Source organism: Pseudomonas lini (assembly GCF_001042905.1).
GTDB classification, from domain to species: domain Bacteria; phylum Pseudomonadota; class Gammaproteobacteria; order Pseudomonadales; family Pseudomonadaceae; genus Aquipseudomonas; species Aquipseudomonas lini.
In genome coordinates this window covers 200,918-216,130 of the sequence record NZ_JYLB01000010.1, presented here as the reverse complement: position 1 = coordinate 216,130, position 15,213 = coordinate 200,918, and the positions used below count along the sequence as shown (strand labels likewise).

Below are 15,213 nucleotides of genomic sequence, written 5' to 3'. Positions count from 1 at the left end.
CTGATTTGGAGCACCACATGAAAAACGCCGCCATCCTTACCTTCGCCTTGATGCTCAATACCGGGTTATTCAGCATGCAAGCCGAAGCGGCGGGGGATGCTGAAGCTGGTCAGAAACTATTTAACCGTATCTGCGGCGGCTGTCATCAAGTAGGGACTTCGGCGCGGGGTTCTTTTGGTCCGCAACTCAATGCGATCTTCGGGCGCCCTGCGGGAAGCACGACGGACTACCAGTACTCAAGCGCGATGAAATCATCAGGCCTCATCTGGACTCGCGAAACACTTACCGCCTACATCGAAGCGCCAAAAGAAGTAGTCCCTGGAACCCGGATGATTTTCTGGGGCCTCAGCGATTCGCAGAAGGTCGAAAACCTGCTGGCCTACCTTCAGACATTTCAGCCGCAATAATCTGTGCCTCATCAAAATGTTTGCCGCGTAAAGGCTGTACAGGTGATATCAACGAGCCATTTCATCCGTTAAAGTAGGCGCCGCCCGAGAAACGGATCCCGGGTATTTCTAATGGAGTGACTCAGTGAATTATCTCAGCAAAGTTGTTGCCGTAGCCCTGTTCGGTCTGGTTCTGGCGGGTTGCACCGGCGCCCCGATGAAGACTCAGCAGTACGACAGCACCCAGTACACCGTTGTCGGCCACAGTGAAGCGACCGCCACTGGCCTCCTGCTGTTTGGCCTCATCCCGATCCAGCAGAACAACCGTTTCATCCGCGCTCAGAACGCCGCGATCAAGGCCAAGGGCGGCGACGCCATGATCAACACCCAGGTTCAGGAAAACTGGTTCTGGGCCTGGGTCCTGACCGGTTACACCACCACAATCTCCGGTGATGTGGTCAAGCTGAAAACCGTTCAGTAAGCGACAGGCTCTGCCATTGTGGCGAGCTCGCGCTGGGCTGTGTAGCGGCCCCAAAAATCCGACAGCAATTGCCGATTTTTGTGAGTGCTACGCACTCAAGCGGGAGAAAGCTCCCTCGCCACAGGTTTCTCACTTATTGATCGCACCTCACCCCCAGGCTTTTCCGAGCTCCTCCAGACCCGCGTCTTGCAGGTTCTGCGCACTCATGACCACTCGGAATTTGCAGTTGGCCTGAAAGTTGAGAAAGAAGGGTTCCGCATATCCGGGAATTTCGGAAGGGTCTTCTATATCGATCAGAAAAATCCCACTTCGCATTCCATCCTGCTCAGTGAAATAAGTCGCCTCCGGCTTAATGGTTTCCAGCACGCGGTTCATGATTTCGCCGATTTTCCCGGACCTGACATGCGCGTTGAAAGGTTCATGGGGAAACTCGACCATCAGTAGCATTTTCATTATTCGATACTCTGTTGAGGTGGCGTGCTCCTTACCCGGATCCTTACTCCTGACGATGATGCCGCAAGCCGTGCATTCAGCCGTGCCAGCGGCGGTGTGTGGTTAAGAATAGCGAAGGGTGAGAGGCTGCCGGGGCAGAGTTACGGACGGTCATTCTTGATGAATCGGCGGCGAGGTCTGACAGCGTCAGGGTGCCTGTTCTTTTGAAAAGGCTAGCGGGTGTCATCACGGTGTCATCGAACGAATGGCAAGCTCCTCGCAAACCGTCTTGAGCGCTCAGACGGAACTCCGTCTGCGGGCTGATGAATTTGCCAGGAATCCCCCTTATGAAAGGAGACGCCTCCCTGTTTGCGGCCATTGACTTGGGGTCCAACGCGTTTCGCATGATGATCGGCCAGTCAGTCAGACGCAATCAGGGGTTCATGATCCAGGAAGTGAAAACTTTGCGAGAGCCTGTCCGTTTGGCGGAAGGGTTTCAGGGAGGGGCGCTGGACGAGTTGGCGCTGGATCGGGGATGGCAAGCACTCGCGCGATTTGGCAAAAAACTGCGCGGCTTCGAGGCCGGTCGCGTGCGGGCAGTGGCGACCAGTGCTGTGCGCGAAGCCGATAATGCCCAACTGTTTCTGGCCAGCGCGGAGCGGCACTTGGGCTTTCGTATCGATGTCATCTCTGGGCATGAAGAGGCGCAACTGGTGTACGCCGGTGTTGCCCAGACGATGATGCCCAGTACAGAAAGTATGCGTCTGGTCGTGGATATCGGCGGCGGCTCTACTGAATTGATTCTGGGGCAGGGCGATCAGCCCCTCTTGACCGAGAGCATTGCGATTGGCAGCGGTACTTTTGGTGCGCGTTACTTTCAGGGCGGCTGTATATCGGCGAAGGCGCTCCTGGAGGCCGAGCGCGTGGCCACTCTGCAGTTTGAAAAAGTTACCCGTCGTTATCGCGCACTGGGTTGGCAGCAGACTATTGGCTCTTCAGGTACTGCACGGATGCTGGCCAAAGTGCTCAAGGCCAATGGTTTGAATGACGATGGTCAAAGCGGTATCACCTACGGCGGTCTGTTGCGCTTGTCGTTGCGTCTGCTGGAAGTGGGGCATGTTAAACAACTCAAATTGGCGGGCTTGCCACCCCATCGCCTGAATATTTTGCCCGGTGGCCTGGTGCTCATGCTGGCGGCGTTCAAGGTACTCGGCATCTCGCACATGAGTCCTTCCGAGCCGGGCTTAAGGTTGGGTGTTCTTCATGGTTTGATGTCCAAACACTAGATGACGCCGGTGCTGTAAGAAAAGAATTGTTATTTAGATCAGAAAGAATGTGAGGACGTGATGGCTGACAAACTCCGGGTTCTGTTCGTTTGCGCAAAAAATGACGTTCGCTCACTGATGGCGGAGGCGCTACTTAGGCACAGTGATTGCGAACACTTCGAAGCCTTGAGCGCGGGTCTTGTGGCCAGTGAAGTTGACCCCCGCACGCTGGAGTCTCTCGATCACGTCGGCATCGACACCACGGGGTTACGCAGTAAAGCCATCGATGAGTTTGAGGGGCAACCGTTCCATTATGTGATCACGCTGTGTGACAAGTCGTCCGAAGAGGCTTCGCGGATACCCACCGCCGGCGAAGTGATCGTGTGGAATTTCGAGGACCCCGTCACCAGTGAAAAGCATGATCCCTTCCGTCATGCCATTCAGGAAATCCACGATCGCATCAAAATGTTCATCACTGTGAAGACCCGGTAGTGATGCTCGAGTATCAGTGCTGACCAAGACGCAGAACCTGTGGGAGCGTGGCTTGCCCGCGAAGAACGATGACGCGTAGTACTTGAAAAACCGCGGTGCATTCTTCGCGGGCAAGCCACGCTCCCACAGGATTTTCGTCGCTCAAATTTCTTAACTTACCGGCATTAGGCTGATGAGGCCGGGTTTTTTGGTTGAGTGTTGCGATAAAGCCACTCATTCATGCAGCACGATTCTGAATCAGACGATCCGAACCACCTTCAGCGACGCGGTTCTCGATCAGACGATCGGAGCCACCTTCAGCGACGCGATTCTCGATCAGGCGATCGGAACCACCTTCAGCAACACGGTTTTCAATCAGGCGATCTGAACCACCTTCAGCCAAACGGCTTTCAATCAGACGATCCGAACCGCCTTCAGCGACGACCGGGTGAGCAGAGGAAGCGGCGAAAGCGTTAACTGCAAAAACCGAGAAAGCGATACTGAGGAGGATTTGGCGTTTCATGATGGTGTGCTCCGGGGTGTTATTGGTTGGGTATGGAGCGGATGTTACGCCGGGGATTTTTTATGAGAACTTCATTGGCGTGATGGTGACTATCGATGCCAACAATGGTTGAAACGTAGTGGGTAAATACCGCGTCCACGCGTCTTTCCCCAGGTTTAAAGGAACAGGTCGTAGGACAGTTTGCCGATCAGGATCACCAGCAACACCAGGAACAGAGCCCGGACAAAGGGCACGCCTTTATGAACCGCCAGCCAGGTGCCGGTCAGCGCGCCGAGGATGTTGAATGCTGCCATGGGGATTGCGATCAGGTAGAGCACGTTACCCGTCGGAATGAAGAATATCAGCGCCGCTACGTTGGTCGCGATGTTCACCAGCTTGGCCGACGCCGAGGCATGAAGGAAGTCGAAGGCGAAGCAACGGATAAACAGGAAGATCAGGAAGCTGCCAGTACCGGGACCGAACAGTCCGTCGTAGAAGCCAATGGCACCGCCGATGACGATCGCCAGCAGTTTTTCCTTGGTGCCGATGCGCATGGGTTTGTGCAGGGCGCCGAAGTCCTTTTTCCAGAAGGTGTAGATCGCCATCAGCACGATCAATACCAGCACCGCCGGCCGGATCATCGACTGGGGCACGAACGACACCGTGGCCGCTCCGAAGAAGGCCATGACAAAGGCCGCACAGGCGGCGGGGATCACCAGACCCCAGTCGATCACTACCTTGCGCACGAAGGACCGGGCCGCGAATGCGGTGCCGCAGGCTGACGCGACCTTGTTGGTACCCAGCAGCGCCGCCGGTTGTGCCGTGGGTAGCACGTTGAATAGCGCGGGTATCTGGATCAATCCACCGCCGCCCACTGCCGCATCGATCAGGCCGGCGGCGAAGGCGAACACGCAAAGGATGACTATATCGATCATGAAATCAGGCTCTGGCGATGAAAGGGTGGGGTCCAGTGGTTTCTACGTGTTTCATAGCGCCCAAATCAGGGTCAGTTGGTCGCACCCTGCCGCCACCCGTAAAGCCTCAATTGAGTCGTCGAGAGATGGGGTCAATCGTTCTGCTCCTTAATCAAAGTGAACCAGACCACGCCAACGCCACGGATCTTTGCCATATTTCGGGCAAAGCGCCCATCGGCGCTGCAGCGCATTCCGCGAAGCTCGTGCCCAAACTGCAGCGATAACAGCTCGACATTTCGTTGATCGACGAAAATTTTGTTATCGGCAAGCACCAACGCCTTAATTGCAATTCCCGCCTCACGCATGTCGCGAGTCAGGGCATTGAAGGCTGCCAGTTTTGCGGAAAACTCTTCGGTGAGAATGCTCAACGGCTCAGCCCCATCTTGGGTTTGGCCGCACTGGCGCCATGGGAAGTGACCCCCATGGAGATCAGGATGCTCCGAAAGCGCGGGCTCATATCAGGGTTAATGGATGTTAAATCCCGGCTTCATCCTTCGGTTGAGCAGGTCTTGGCGTAATCGCCTTAACCCCATCATCAATCACCGCCTTACCCATTGCCGTTAAATCATGCGCTGCCCAGGCATGTCGGTCGGTGTCTCTTGCGAAAGCTGCGTCTGCTTGCTCGGTCATCTTTGTTCCTGTTACTTACATCCTTGTGAGTTGAGCGGGAAGGTTAACGGAAGCGCTTTTTTTGTGTTGCAATGCCACGTTGTGAAAAGTGCAATGAGGTGATCAGTGGCATTGAATATGTTGGGGGAACTTGAAGCCTTCGCGACGGTAGCTCGCAAGCGCAGCTTCATCGCGGCGGCACGTACGCTGGGGCGCTCCCCCAGCGCGCTGACCCGTGCCGTTCAAGCCCTTGAGGAAAGTGTCGGGGTCAAGTTGTTCAATCGCTCGTCCAATACCGTGAGCTTGACCGAGGCGGGTGAGCGCTTGATGCCTCACGCTTACAAAATGCTGGATCTGCAACGTGAGGCGGATGAAGACCTGGCCGGCCTCAGCGGCCTGGCCTACGGCTGGATCCGCTTTTCCGCCCCCGAGTTCCTCGGCCACGGGGTATTGCCCCGGTTGATCGCGCAGTACAGCGAGCGTTATCCAGACGTGAACGTGGATGTGATTTTCACCGATGAAACCATCGACCCGGCCAAGAGCAAGCTGGACTTCTCGATTCGCGGCGCGTTTGCGCAATCCAGTGACCTGATCGGCTATCCGCTCTGGAACTACTCACGTTACCTGTATGCCAGCCCCGGGTACCTGGAGCGGCGCGGGATACCCGACTCCATCGAGGCGCTGGAGGCGCACTCGCTGATCCTGCATACGGCGCCGCGGATTCTCAAGGAGTGGAATTTTCGCAGTGAGGAGCACGCCGTCAGCTTTCGGGTTCATCCAAAGTTTCGTTTCAGCTCCGGTTTGGCGGTGTTCCAGGCGGCCCAGGCGGGCGTTGGGATCGCCCGCTTGGCGGACTGGATGGCGGAGCCTGAAGTGGAAGCGGGGCGCTTGCTACGGGTCTGTCCCGAGTACAAACTCACCTCCAGCAGCGGCGAGAGCCCGCAAATGCACGCGGTGTACCCGGCCGGGAGTCTGCCGCTGCGAGTGAAGTCATTGTTGGAGATGATCCGTGGCTTTGGCGACAGCCTTGGTCGAAAGCATGCGGTGACGCTTTAGGCGGCTGGACGCTGACTCTCAATCAGTGTGATAGCCGCCTGAGGCCAGGTCACCCATGAGCGTTTTTTGGCAGCTTCGCAATCGCCGCACTGCACAAGCCTTGGCTTCCCACACATCACTCATCGGTTAAATCAATCAGTCCTTTTTCATCATTGCGATACATAGAAGGCGCGGTAGAGGCCGCATTGTCCCACGTCAGCAGTATCTGGGTGATGGCCGCATCAATGACCTCATACTGCGTGTTATCCCGAGCGAGGATGGAAATACCCTGCAGGAAACTGTCGAACATCGTAGCCATCGCGGGCGCGTGAATATTGCCCGGCAACTGACCGGCACTGACACCTCGCTCAACACACGCCAAAATCCCCGCGCGAGTGTGGGCGCGAGATTGGGTCAGGGCATCGACTACCCGCGCATTCTCCGGGCTGGGCGCGCTCATTACGCTGAGGGACACCATGCAGCCCTTGGGATGGCCGTCTTCACACTGCATGCGCGCTGATTGGCGCAGCGCGGTCTCGATGGCTTGGCGTGGCGGAAGGCTCTCGTCCCACAGGCATTCGGTGACTTGGGCGAACGTCGCCAGGTAACGTTGCACACACTCATCAAACAACGCTTCCTTGGAACCGAACGCCGCGTAAAAACTCGGCGCGGAAATTCCGCCACCCAAACTGGCTTTCAACTGAGCGAGGGAGGTCGCGTCGTAGCCGTGTTGCCAGAACAGGTGCAAGGCCTGTTCCACCGCGTGGTCACGGTCGAAGGTACGGGGGCGGCCCATTTGCGCCATTTCAAAACTCCTCTGGAGACGAGATAAATACTAGTCGATACATAAGTCGTTGACAACGAGCGCTGCCTGCCCTCAACATTTATATCGATCGGTATTTAAGTCTGAAGTCCTCACTCAAGGAGTCTCCCCGTGACACCCTCAATCTCCTTATCGGCAGCGCCGGACCGCCTGCCCATCGGCGCCTTGCTCGCCTTGGCCATGACCGGCTTCATCTGCATCGTCACTGAAACCTTGCCCGCCGGCCTGTTGCCGATGATCAGTGCAGGCCTGGCGATTTCCCCCTCCATGGCTGGCCAGATGGTCACCGCCTACGCCCTGGGTTCAGTGCTGGCGGTCATCCCCATGACCATCGCCACCCGTGGTTGGCGCCGTCGTAACGTGCTGCTGCTGACTATCGTCGGTTTCCTGCTGTTCAACTCCATCACCGCGCTGTCATCCCACTACGGCGTGATCCTGGTGGCGCGCTTCTTCGCCGGCGTCGCGGCGGGGTTGGCCTGGAGCCTGTTGGCCGGCTACGCCCGACGCATGGTCGCGCCCCATCAACAGGGCAAGGCGCTGGCCCTGGCCATGGTCGGCACACCGATTGCCCTGTCTCTGGGCGTGCCTCTTGGCACTTGGTTGGGCGGCATGGTGGGTTGGCGCACCACCTTCGGCATCATGTCGGCCCTGACCCTGGTGCTGATCGCCTGGGTACTGGTGAAAGTCCCAGACTACCCACCCCAAGCCGCGCATCAGCGCATGTCGCTGCGCACAGTGCTGACCACGCCGGGCGTGCGCCCTGTGTTGGCGGTGGTGATCAGCTGGATGCTGGCACACAACGTTCTCTACACCTACATCGCACCGTTCGTGGCGCCGGCGGGGTTGGGGGATCGGGTGGATTTGGTGTTGTTGGTGTTTGGTATTGCGGCGTTGGTGGGGATTTGGGTGACTGCCAAACTGGTTGAGCCGTTGTTGCGCAAGACTGTGTTGGTGAGCTTGGCGGCGTTTGCGGCGGTTTCCGTGGTGTTTGGCTTTTTGAGTAGCGTGCCTGAGGTGATCTACATCGGCATGCTGGTTTGGGGGGTGAGCTTCGGCGGGGCGGCGACGTTGCTGCAAACGGCGCTGGCGGATGCGGCGGGGGATGGGGCGGATGTGGCGTTGTCGTTAAATGTGGTGGCTTGGAATAGTGCGATTGCGGGGAGTGGGGTGGTGGGTGGGGTGCTGCTGGATAGGTGGGGCGTCGCCTCTTTTCCGTGGGCAATGGTGGTGTTGGTGGGGGTGGGGTTTGCGATTGTCTGGGGGGCTAGGGTTCACGGCTTCAAATCGGGCCCGCGTGCGGTTGGCAGGCCTGCGGTGGCGGGGCACTGAACCGCAGAAAAGCCAAAGAATGGTTCTGGATGGGGGGCTCGGGCGATCCAGTTGATGCGTACCAAGGCGTTCACATTGGAGCTTTCAAAAAACGTTGCTCATGATCAGGATCAGGCAAAAGGCACGTGTCGTATTTGCCGAAGAGCCGATAGCGATTCAACGCAATGCGATCGTATGCCCAATCTCGAAGCTTGCGTGGGAAGCTGCGCAAAAGGTTCAACGGATGCCAAGGGACGGGCAGCAAGGCGATGACTTCAAAAAAAGCATCCGAGCGCACCCAATAGTGTCGGTCGCGGATCACGGCCATGGTGTCGAATTGATGCAAAGGCAAACCTGCCCAAGCAAGCAGCGCCTGCCCCTCGGGCGACTGTACTGCCGCCAACCGGACGCGCCGATGGCGGTCATGGCGGATCAAGAACCTCGCCCAGCCATTGCACAGCTTACATACGCCGTCGAACAAGAGCACCGTCTCGCCTTGCTTGAGCAACGGCGCGGGTGAGGGGTGAGTTTGAGATGCTGGCATAAACATGGGTCCGATGGGCCTCGTTATCCGGATCATACTCGCGCGGTAGAGTTGAAGTCTGCTTTTGGCCGAAGCTGACTTCTATGATGTATTGTCGGTCGCTAGGACTAGATCGATTCCCAAGGGATGAAAATGACATTGACTGTCGAAAGGCTGGTCAGGATAGCAATGGCCAATCCAATAAACGCTGAAATCACCTCACGCTTACCTTCACTCGGTTTAAATCAATGCATGCTCACTGCGGGCTGCCTGTTCCAAGCCGTCTGGAATAATCAGTCACAACTGCCGCCAGCTTGGGGGGTGAAGGATTATGACGTTTTTTACTTCGACAGTGATCTGTCTTGGGAGGCCGAGAATGAGGTCATCAACTCAGCTCAGCGTCTCTTCCAAGACCTCGAAGTTAACGTTGAGATCAAGAATCAGGCTCGCGTTCATCTGTGGTACAGCCAGCGATTTGGAGGGGATTATCCTCAGCTTCAGTCGGCTAAAGACGGGATTGATCGCTACCTGATTTCCGCTACCTGCATTGGTTTAAATGTTGAAACTGGCGAAGTCTATGCTCCCAACGGCCTGGCCGACACAGAGCAAGGACTGCTTCGTATCAATCCAAAGAATCCCAAGCCAGATCTGTTCGATCAGAAGGCGAAAAGTTATCAAGCTCGCTGGCCTTGGCTCAGGATAGTAGAACCCCAAAGTTGAATCGGAACGAGCGGAGTATGCCGAGTGAAACCTTGAAAATCGGTCCAAAAATCGCGCGTTCTACAAGTCGCTGGCGCCGTTGCTGGGCAAAGTGATGCCGGTTGAAGTGGCCCGCCAATGCACCGTGATGGTGGGTGAGCAGGCAGTGTTTGACCAGCGTTTCAATTTTTAGAAAAAGGAACTGGAGCAAGGGCAGGGGCAGGTTTACTTCCTCTGCTCTAGCCGATAATCGGGTGTTCAAGCGGCCAGTGCAAACGCGAGCAGTTGCACTTCCTACTACGAGGATCCCACCATGCGCAACTACACCCTGGAATACCTGTTCAACGGCGAACCTCGCAGACACATATTCGAATTCGAGCAGCTTCAACTGCCTGTCCATGAGGCGGCGATGCACCTGCTACAGCTGCACTTTGGGGATGCTGAGAACAGCCTGATCATGCCCGCCGCGGACGCGACGCCGGCGGAGATTTTAGAGCAGGCTGAGCGGGTAGGGCTGACGCAGATAAAAGTCGTCGATCAACCCGGTTGATGCGGAAACTACAGGCGGTCGAACCGCCCTCACAAGATGCTAAAGCAACATTCTCAACGAGTGCTTTTGGGCGATTGCTGTCTGATGCGAAGGACTGCTCCTGACCCAAAGCACGATCACACAACCCGCGCCGGCACTTTACCCTGCCTCTCTCACCTAGCATGATGGGCCGCTCGCACCAATGCCAAAGGTGCCGGACTTTCGTGGTGAATAGGAACTGCAGTTGAACGAACAGACATTGTCCATGCGCCTGGAGCGCGTGGCGGCGCATGTGCCAGCCGGTGCACGCCTGGCCGATATCGGCTCGGATCACGGCTACCTGCCGGTGGCGTTGATGCGCCGTGGCGCCATCGCGACGGCGGTGGCCGGCGAGGTGGCATTGACGCCGTTCCGCTCGGCCGAACGCACCGTGCGCGAGAACGGCCAAGACCTGCGGATCACCGTGCGCCTGGCCAATGGCCTGGCGGCGATCGAGCCGGGCGACGGGATCACGGCGATCAGCATCTGCGGCATGGGCGGTGAGACGATCCGCGACATCCTCGACAGCGGCAAGCCGTGCCTGAGTGGCCAGGAGCGCCTGATCCTGCAGCCCAACGGCGGCGAGCAGCCACTGCGCCAATGGCTGATGGAAAATGACTACCGCATCCTCTGCGAGGAAGTGCTGCGGGAAAACCGTTTCTACTACGAAATCATCGTCGCCGAGCGCGCCGGGCCGGTGATGTACACCGCCGAGGAGCTGTACTTCGGCCCGCTGCAGATGCAGGCACGCAGCCCGGCGTTCCTGGACAAGTGGCAGCGCATGCTGCGCCAGAAGCAGAAGACCCTGGTCAGCTTCTCCCGGGCGCGGCAGGTCGTGCCCGAGGAGAAGGTGCAAGACATCGCCCGGCAGGCCCGGTGGATCACCGAGCTGCTGGCTTGAGCACTGCGATTATCTTGGGGCGCTTGGTTCAGGACTACGCTAAAGCTATGCGCATCGTCGATCAATTGCGAGCCACTGTTCGCGCTGCATCCGTCCCTGGAGCGCCCAATGCCACCCATCACCATGCGCCTGGTGGCGCTGTTTGTTCTTTGCCTGACGCTTGAAGTGCCAGCCCAGACCAACGCCTGCCCAGCTGGTGAGAAAGAAGTGTGCCTGGACGGCTGCATCTGCCTGCCAGACGTGGGACCGCTGCTCGGTCCCCTGCCTGACGGCATCTACCAGATCGCGGCACCTGCCCTGGCGCTGTGGCTGACCCAAGCCCGCGCTGACGCAGCCGGCGCCGGCATCCAACCGATTCCTCCAAACATCCGCGAGCAACTGCTGCGCTGGTACGACCCCGGCGTCCTCGACGCCGCGCGCTACAAAGTTAGCGACAACGGCCAATTCAACGCCGCCACTGCCATGCTGCAAAACCCTGATGTTGGTGCCGTGACGCTGATCGACATCATCCTCTTCCGGGACGCTCAAACCGCAGAACAGAACATCGCGCTCTGGGCTCACGAATTAAAGCATGTGCAGCAGTATCAGGAATGGGGGGTAGAAGGATTTGCCCAGCGGTATACACAAGACTTCAATGCTGTGGAGGCGCCGGCTTACGCCATACAGGCTGAGGTCAGGCGGTGGGTGCGGGAAGGGCTTACTGAAGAGTAGCGACGCTGCCTGTCGCTGATGCCTCAAGAGCGGCGACAAGATCCTCGGTGTGGATTTTCATGCTTGGCTCAAGTGGACAGGGAGGGCGTTTCATTCACGATGCATCGTCCATGAGCGACCGGCCCCCGTTGCGCGAACTACAGAGTGGCTAGGGCGAGCAAGCCCAACACCGGCCAGATATACGAATGCAATCGCACTGACGACAAGGTTGGACGCTGACCGTGTGCAGCCGATCGCAACTGGCTGCTTCTGGCCGAGAGCTTCCTTTGGCTTTCACACTTGAGCAGGCGCCTGTATCTCATAAATGCGGGGCATCTGTGTCTACCGAAAGGATCACTGGATGGGTACGGTCCACAGACACCCTTTAATTGATGAGGCAACCATGTACCTAACTGCTGTTCCCTTTGGTACGACCGATTGGTCGACTGTCGAACCTCTGGAGTATGTTGGACAGACGGGTACCGCCTATTGGCGAACCTGCCAGTTTGGTTCGACGCGTGTGCGGATGGTTGAATACAGTCCTGGCTATCTGGCCGATCACTGGTGCTGGAGAGGTCATATCCTGTTGTGCCTGGAAGGCGAGTTACACACGGAGTTGGAGGATGGTCGTCAGTTCACACTCACCGCGGGGATGAGCTATCAGGTGGGCAGCAACGCTGAGGGGCATCGATCTTTCAGCACTACGGGTGCCAAGTTGTTCGTCGTGGATTAACGCTGGAATTGACCGCTATCGACCCCATAACCGCCGGTCAACATCGACAGAAATCGGCCGCATGCATCAGTCGCTATCGCAAAGGTTAACGAATCAGAATACCCGGACTTACAGCAAACCAATCGTATGTCTGAAAAAGGTGAGGCAATTGAAATTAAAGTTCAGCCACGTGGATGTCCTCGTCGAAGACCTTGAGGAAGCGTGTAGGTATTACGCCCGAGTCTTCAGCGCCAGTATTTCCAAGACACTTGATTGGCAGCGCGACGGTTTGCATGTGCGCTATGCGATCGTCATGTTTGGAACGGAGCGCCTTATGTTGGTGCAACCGTTTACCGGAAACCTCAAGGCGCTGATGGACTCCAACGGCGAAGGCACGATCTACCGTCACTGCTATTCCACACCAGACATTGAAGCCGCCTACGACGAATTGATCGATGCAGGAGTCCAGCCGGAAAATGAGAATGGAAAACCACTGTCTCGCGATAATCTGCAATCTCCCAGTGGGACACGCATCATTTGGTTACCGAAACGCTTTGGGCATTTTTCGATTGAGTTGCTTGAAGAGAAAGAGCTGGAGGCATTTATCAAGGATGCGTTTGCCGAGGAACCTGCACAAATCTTCTAAACGTTCTTTTCCATTGCGCGGTAATTTAGTCGTCCGTACAGATCAACGCTGAACCATTACCGATGGAGCCTTCCGTGGATAGACGCAACTGGATTGAGCTGTCCCAGGACGCCGATACCGGGATTGAATCGATTCGTGCCCATTTTCAGGGGCATGCCTACGATCCGCATTGGCATGACAGTTTTCTGGTGGGTGTCACCGAGCAGGGAGTGCAGCAGTTCAATTGCCGGCGCGTTCGCCACCTCAGTACGCCGGGCAAGGTATTCATGCTGGAACCGGGGGAAATCCACGATGGGCATGCGCCGACCGAGGAGGGGTTTACCTATTCGATGCTCTACCTCGATCCACACTGGCTGGAGCGGGAGTTGCACGCGTTGTTCGAGCACGCGCCGGCCAACAGTCAGCCGGGTTTTGCCGACACCCTGAGCCAGGATCCGCGCCTGGCCACTGCCATTTTTCAAGCCTTCCACGCGCTCCATGAGGGCGACTTGCGCATTGTGCGCCAGAGCGCCATCGACACTTTGTTGGGGGCGCTCACTGGCCACCTTGATTGGCGCAAGCGTCAGGCCTTTGATCCGCGCCTGCCATTGGTGGCCCAGGTTGCGCGTGACTATTTGCATGCCCATGTCTACGAAGACATCGGGCTGGATGATCTGGCCCAAGCCTGTGGGGTTGATCGCTTTCGCCTGACGCGGGCCTTCAAGGCAGCCTTTGGGCTGGCGCCTCATGCTTATTTGATCCAGCTGCGCCTGGCCAAGGCGCGACAGTTGCTGGCGCGGGGCGAGTCGCCGGCGCAGGTGGCCAGTGCCCTTGGGTTCGCCGATCAGAGCCATATGGGGCGCTGGTTCCGCCGTGCCTACCAGCTCACACCCGCGGATTACCGCAAGCGCTGCTCAAACCTTCCAGACTGAATCCCGCTGACCCGCGACCATGGTTTCCTATCTGATCAAGGAGTCCATGCCATGGAATCGTTGCTGCCTTTCCTGTTGTTTGCATTCGTCGCCTCGATTACCCCGGGGCCGACCAATATTCTGGTGTTGAGCCACAGTTCACGGCGGGGGTTGGCTGCCACGCTGCCGATCATTTTTGGTGCATGCTTGGCGGCGGCGTTGATTGTGTTTGCCGTCGGGTTCGGCGTGGGCGAAACACTGCTGCAGTTTCCGCGTGTGCAACAGGCGATGGCTTGGGGCGGGGTGCTCTGGTTGAGTTGGCTGGCCTGGCAAATCTTTCAAAGTGCGCCGCCGTCCCTGGACCCGACCACCCCGCGTGACGAGGGTCTCAGCGTGTTCGCTGCCGCCACCCTGCAATTGGTCAACCCCAAGGTCTGGATGATGGCGGTGGCGGTGGTCAGCGTATTTGTTGGTGGCGGCGACAAGACCCTGCGCCTGGTGGTGTTGTCGCTGATGTTCCTGTTGGTCTCCTTGCCGTGCATGACCCTGTGGGCGTTACTCGGCGTGGGCAGTGCTCGAGCTTTTGGTTCGCCACAGGCGTTCAAACGCATGAACACTGCACTGGCTTTTTTGCTGCTGGTGTCGGCTTGGTTGACCGTGCTGGTGTAGGTCGAACATTGCCTGGACAGGGCGAAGCAAGTCACAGCTTGCTGTCACCCATCTATATCAAAAGGCCAAACCGATATTCGTGCTCTGTCCCTTCATGCCGGTACATAGGATCGATCAAGAAGCCACACCGTTGGAGTACTTTTGCCGAGCCGATATTTGCAGCGTATACGTTGGCAACCAGCTGTTTGAGGTTCCAATGCAACTGCGCCTCCTGGATCAGATGCCTCACCGCCAGCGTTGCCAGTCCCTGTCCGCAAGCGCTTTGAGCAATCCGATAGCCGACTTCTGCCGACCCCTCGGACATGTCGATGCCTTTCAGGTTCGCCCGACCCACTATTTTTCCGTCAGCATCTTCGATGACAAATGGGTGCCAGGTTCCGGCGGCAAAGTCAGATAAATAAGCCGCAATGTGGTCGGCGACGCCCTGTATCGAGTAAAAAGCAGCATCGCGCGCGTCAATGAAACGCTCGAACCACTCGCGATTGTCCAGTTCAAATGTCAGCAACGCCTCAGCATCAGTACTTTGTAGAGTACGAACTCTGACGGGTTTCATAAGGTCGCTCCCTTTTCTGGCAGAACTGCTTGGCCGATTTTTGCCTGCATCACCCGGCTGAATCCACAACCCAAAG

At 57.4% G+C, this 15,213-nt stretch carries 20 protein-coding genes and 2 pseudogenes; 14 read left to right on the top strand and 8 right to left on the bottom strand.

Annotated features, from left to right (window positions below; all coding sequences use genetic code 11):
• Nucleotides 1–17: 17 nt before the first annotated feature.
• Nucleotides 18–407, top strand: a complete 390-nt coding sequence (locus tag TU81_RS25675) for a c-type cytochrome (protein WP_048397227.1) — start codon at nucleotides 18–20, stop codon at nucleotides 405–407.
• A 124-nt stretch (nucleotides 408–531) separates the two neighbouring features.
• Nucleotides 532–867 carry a hypothetical protein gene (locus TU81_RS25670; protein ID WP_038982730.1) on the top strand — a complete coding sequence of 112 codons (336 nt, stop codon included), beginning with the start codon at nucleotides 532–534 and terminating at the stop codon, nucleotides 865–867.
• Between the two features lie 147 nt (nucleotides 868–1,014).
• Here the strand turns inward: TU81_RS25670 and TU81_RS25665 are convergent, their stop codons facing one another.
• A complete protein-coding gene (locus tag TU81_RS25665; protein ID WP_038982729.1) occupies nucleotides 1,015–1,320 on the bottom strand; it encodes a hypothetical protein in 306 nt (101 codons plus the stop codon).
• Nucleotides 1,321–1,646: 326 nt separating this feature from the next.
• Here TU81_RS25665 and TU81_RS25660 point away from each other — a divergent pair, with 326 nt between their 5' ends.
• Entirely contained in the window at nucleotides 1,647–2,585 is a 939-nt protein-coding gene (locus TU81_RS25660) for a Ppx/GppA phosphatase family protein (RefSeq protein WP_038982728.1), read from the top strand.
• Nucleotides 2,586–2,645: 60 nt separating this feature from the next.
• Nucleotides 2,646–3,056, top strand: coding sequence for an arsenate reductase ArsC (locus TU81_RS25655; protein WP_048397225.1), 411 nt, complete (start codon nucleotides 2,646–2,648; stop codon nucleotides 3,054–3,056).
• Between the two features lie 220 nt (nucleotides 3,057–3,276).
• Here TU81_RS25655 and TU81_RS25650 read toward each other — a convergent pair.
• The 4 genes and pseudogenes from TU81_RS25650 to TU81_RS29900 form a co-directional block, all read right to left on the bottom strand.
• A pseudogene (locus tag TU81_RS25650) lies at nucleotides 3,277–3,558 on the bottom strand (phage infection protein); the annotation flags it as partial.
• Nucleotides 3,559–3,713: 155 nt separating this feature from the next.
• On the bottom strand, nucleotides 3,714–4,472 hold the full coding sequence (locus TU81_RS25645; RefSeq protein ID WP_048397224.1) for a sulfite exporter TauE/SafE family protein: 759 nt from the start codon (nucleotides 4,470–4,472) through the stop codon (nucleotides 3,714–3,716).
• A gap of 131 nt (nucleotides 4,473–4,603) precedes the next feature.
• Nucleotides 4,604–4,879 (bottom strand): hypothetical protein, encoded by a 276-nt coding sequence (locus TU81_RS25640; RefSeq protein ID WP_048397221.1) that lies wholly within the window; start codon nucleotides 4,877–4,879, stop codon nucleotides 4,604–4,606.
• Between the two features lie 106 nt (nucleotides 4,880–4,985).
• Nucleotides 4,986–5,126, bottom strand: a pseudogene (locus tag TU81_RS29900) (DUF3077 domain-containing protein); the annotation flags it as partial.
• A gap of 120 nt (nucleotides 5,127–5,246) precedes the next feature.
• Between TU81_RS29900 and TU81_RS25635 the strand changes: the two are divergent.
• Nucleotides 5,247–6,176, top strand: a complete 930-nt coding sequence (locus tag TU81_RS25635) for a LysR family transcriptional regulator (RefSeq protein WP_038982725.1) — start codon at nucleotides 5,247–5,249, stop codon at nucleotides 6,174–6,176.
• Between the two features lie 115 nt (nucleotides 6,177–6,291).
• Here TU81_RS25635 and TU81_RS25630 read toward each other — a convergent pair whose 3' ends face one another.
• The gene (locus TU81_RS25630; protein WP_048397219.1) at nucleotides 6,292–6,960 is read right to left on the bottom strand and encodes a TetR/AcrR family transcriptional regulator; all 669 of its coding nucleotides are present in this window, start codon (nucleotides 6,958–6,960) and stop codon (nucleotides 6,292–6,294) included.
• A gap of 129 nt (nucleotides 6,961–7,089) precedes the next feature.
• Between TU81_RS25630 and TU81_RS25625 the strand changes: the two genes are divergently transcribed.
• Nucleotides 7,090–8,307, top strand: coding sequence for an MFS transporter (locus TU81_RS25625; protein WP_048397216.1), 1,218 nt, complete (start codon nucleotides 7,090–7,092; stop codon nucleotides 8,305–8,307).
• 70 nt (nucleotides 8,308–8,377) lie between these two features.
• Here TU81_RS25625 and TU81_RS29895 read toward each other — a convergent pair whose 3' ends face one another.
• Nucleotides 8,378–8,830 (bottom strand): thiol-disulfide oxidoreductase DCC family protein, encoded by a 453-nt coding sequence (locus TU81_RS29895; protein ID WP_082157884.1) that lies wholly within the window; start codon nucleotides 8,828–8,830, stop codon nucleotides 8,378–8,380.
• Between the two features lie 132 nt (nucleotides 8,831–8,962).
• On the opposite strand from TU81_RS29895, the gene TU81_RS25615 reads away from it, so the two are divergent.
• The 8 genes from TU81_RS25615 to TU81_RS25580 all read left to right on the top strand — a co-directional run bounded on the left by TU81_RS25615 (nucleotide 8,963) and on the right by TU81_RS25580 (nucleotide 14,584).
• Complete coding sequence (locus TU81_RS25615; RefSeq protein ID WP_048397296.1) at nucleotides 8,963–9,529, top strand: nucleotidyltransferase family protein; 567 nt, start codon at nucleotides 8,963–8,965, stop codon at nucleotides 9,527–9,529.
• A 292-nt stretch (nucleotides 9,530–9,821) separates the two neighbouring features.
• Nucleotides 9,822–10,058, top strand: coding sequence for a hypothetical protein (locus TU81_RS25610; RefSeq protein ID WP_038982722.1), 237 nt, complete (start codon nucleotides 9,822–9,824; stop codon nucleotides 10,056–10,058).
• 223 nt (nucleotides 10,059–10,281) lie between these two features.
• Nucleotides 10,282–10,977 (top strand): tRNA (adenine(22)-N(1))-methyltransferase, encoded by a 696-nt coding sequence (locus TU81_RS25605; RefSeq protein WP_048397212.1) that lies wholly within the window; start codon nucleotides 10,282–10,284, stop codon nucleotides 10,975–10,977.
• A gap of 108 nt (nucleotides 10,978–11,085) precedes the next feature.
• Entirely contained in the window at nucleotides 11,086–11,688 is a 603-nt protein-coding gene (locus TU81_RS25600; protein WP_048397211.1) for an eCIS core domain-containing protein, read from the top strand.
• A gap of 382 nt (nucleotides 11,689–12,070) precedes the next feature.
• Entirely contained in the window at nucleotides 12,071–12,400 is a 330-nt protein-coding gene (locus tag TU81_RS25595; RefSeq protein ID WP_038983683.1) for a DHCW motif cupin fold protein, read from the top strand.
• A gap of 148 nt (nucleotides 12,401–12,548) precedes the next feature.
• A complete protein-coding gene (locus TU81_RS25590) occupies nucleotides 12,549–13,025 on the top strand; it encodes a VOC family protein (protein WP_048397293.1) in 477 nt (158 codons plus the stop codon).
• Between the two features lie 74 nt (nucleotides 13,026–13,099).
• Entirely contained in the window at nucleotides 13,100–13,936 is an 837-nt protein-coding gene (locus tag TU81_RS25585; RefSeq protein ID WP_038982714.1) for an AraC family transcriptional regulator, read from the top strand.
• Between the two features lie 51 nt (nucleotides 13,937–13,987).
• The gene (locus tag TU81_RS25580; RefSeq protein ID WP_048397209.1) at nucleotides 13,988–14,584 is read left to right on the top strand and encodes a LysE family translocator; all 597 of its coding nucleotides are present in this window, start codon (nucleotides 13,988–13,990) and stop codon (nucleotides 14,582–14,584) included.
• 52 nt (nucleotides 14,585–14,636) lie between these two features.
• On the opposite strand, the gene TU81_RS25575 is transcribed toward TU81_RS25580, so the two are convergent.
• On the bottom strand, nucleotides 14,637–15,137 hold the full coding sequence (locus tag TU81_RS25575; RefSeq protein WP_048397207.1) for a GNAT family N-acetyltransferase: 501 nt from the start codon (nucleotides 15,135–15,137) through the stop codon (nucleotides 14,637–14,639).
• Nucleotides 15,138–15,213: the final 76 nt, after the last annotated feature.

Coding starts and splice junctions, on each gene's coding strand:
- TU81_RS25600 (WP_048397211.1), top strand. CDS start 11,086: ATGCCACCCATCACCATGCGCCTGGTGGCGCTGTTTGTTCTTTGCCTG.
- TU81_RS25645 (WP_048397224.1), bottom strand. CDS start 4,472: ATGATCGATATAGTCATCCTTTGCGTGTTCGCCTTCGCCGCCGGCCTG.
- TU81_RS25655 (WP_048397225.1), top strand. CDS start 2,646: ATGGCTGACAAACTCCGGGTTCTGTTCGTTTGCGCAAAAAATGACGTT.
- TU81_RS25630 (WP_048397219.1), bottom strand. CDS start 6,960: ATGGCGCAAATGGGCCGCCCCCGTACCTTCGACCGTGACCACGCGGTG.
- TU81_RS25595 (WP_038983683.1), top strand. CDS start 12,071: ATGTACCTAACTGCTGTTCCCTTTGGTACGACCGATTGGTCGACTGTC.
- TU81_RS25580 (WP_048397209.1), top strand. CDS start 13,988: ATGGAATCGTTGCTGCCTTTCCTGTTGTTTGCATTCGTCGCCTCGATT.
- TU81_RS25675 (WP_048397227.1), top strand. CDS start 18: ATGAAAAACGCCGCCATCCTTACCTTCGCCTTGATGCTCAATACCGGG.
- TU81_RS25610 (WP_038982722.1), top strand. CDS start 9,822: ATGCGCAACTACACCCTGGAATACCTGTTCAACGGCGAACCTCGCAGA.
- TU81_RS25665 (WP_038982729.1), bottom strand. CDS start 1,320: ATGAAAATGCTACTGATGGTCGAGTTTCCCCATGAACCTTTCAACGCG.
- TU81_RS25575 (WP_048397207.1), bottom strand. CDS start 15,137: ATGAAACCCGTCAGAGTTCGTACTCTACAAAGTACTGATGCTGAGGCG.
- TU81_RS25615 (WP_048397296.1), top strand. CDS start 8,963: ATGACATTGACTGTCGAAAGGCTGGTCAGGATAGCAATGGCCAATCCA.
- TU81_RS25660 (WP_038982728.1), top strand. CDS start 1,647: ATGAAAGGAGACGCCTCCCTGTTTGCGGCCATTGACTTGGGGTCCAAC.
- TU81_RS29895 (WP_082157884.1), bottom strand. CDS start 8,830: ATGCCAGCATCTCAAACTCACCCCTCACCCGCGCCGTTGCTCAAGCAA.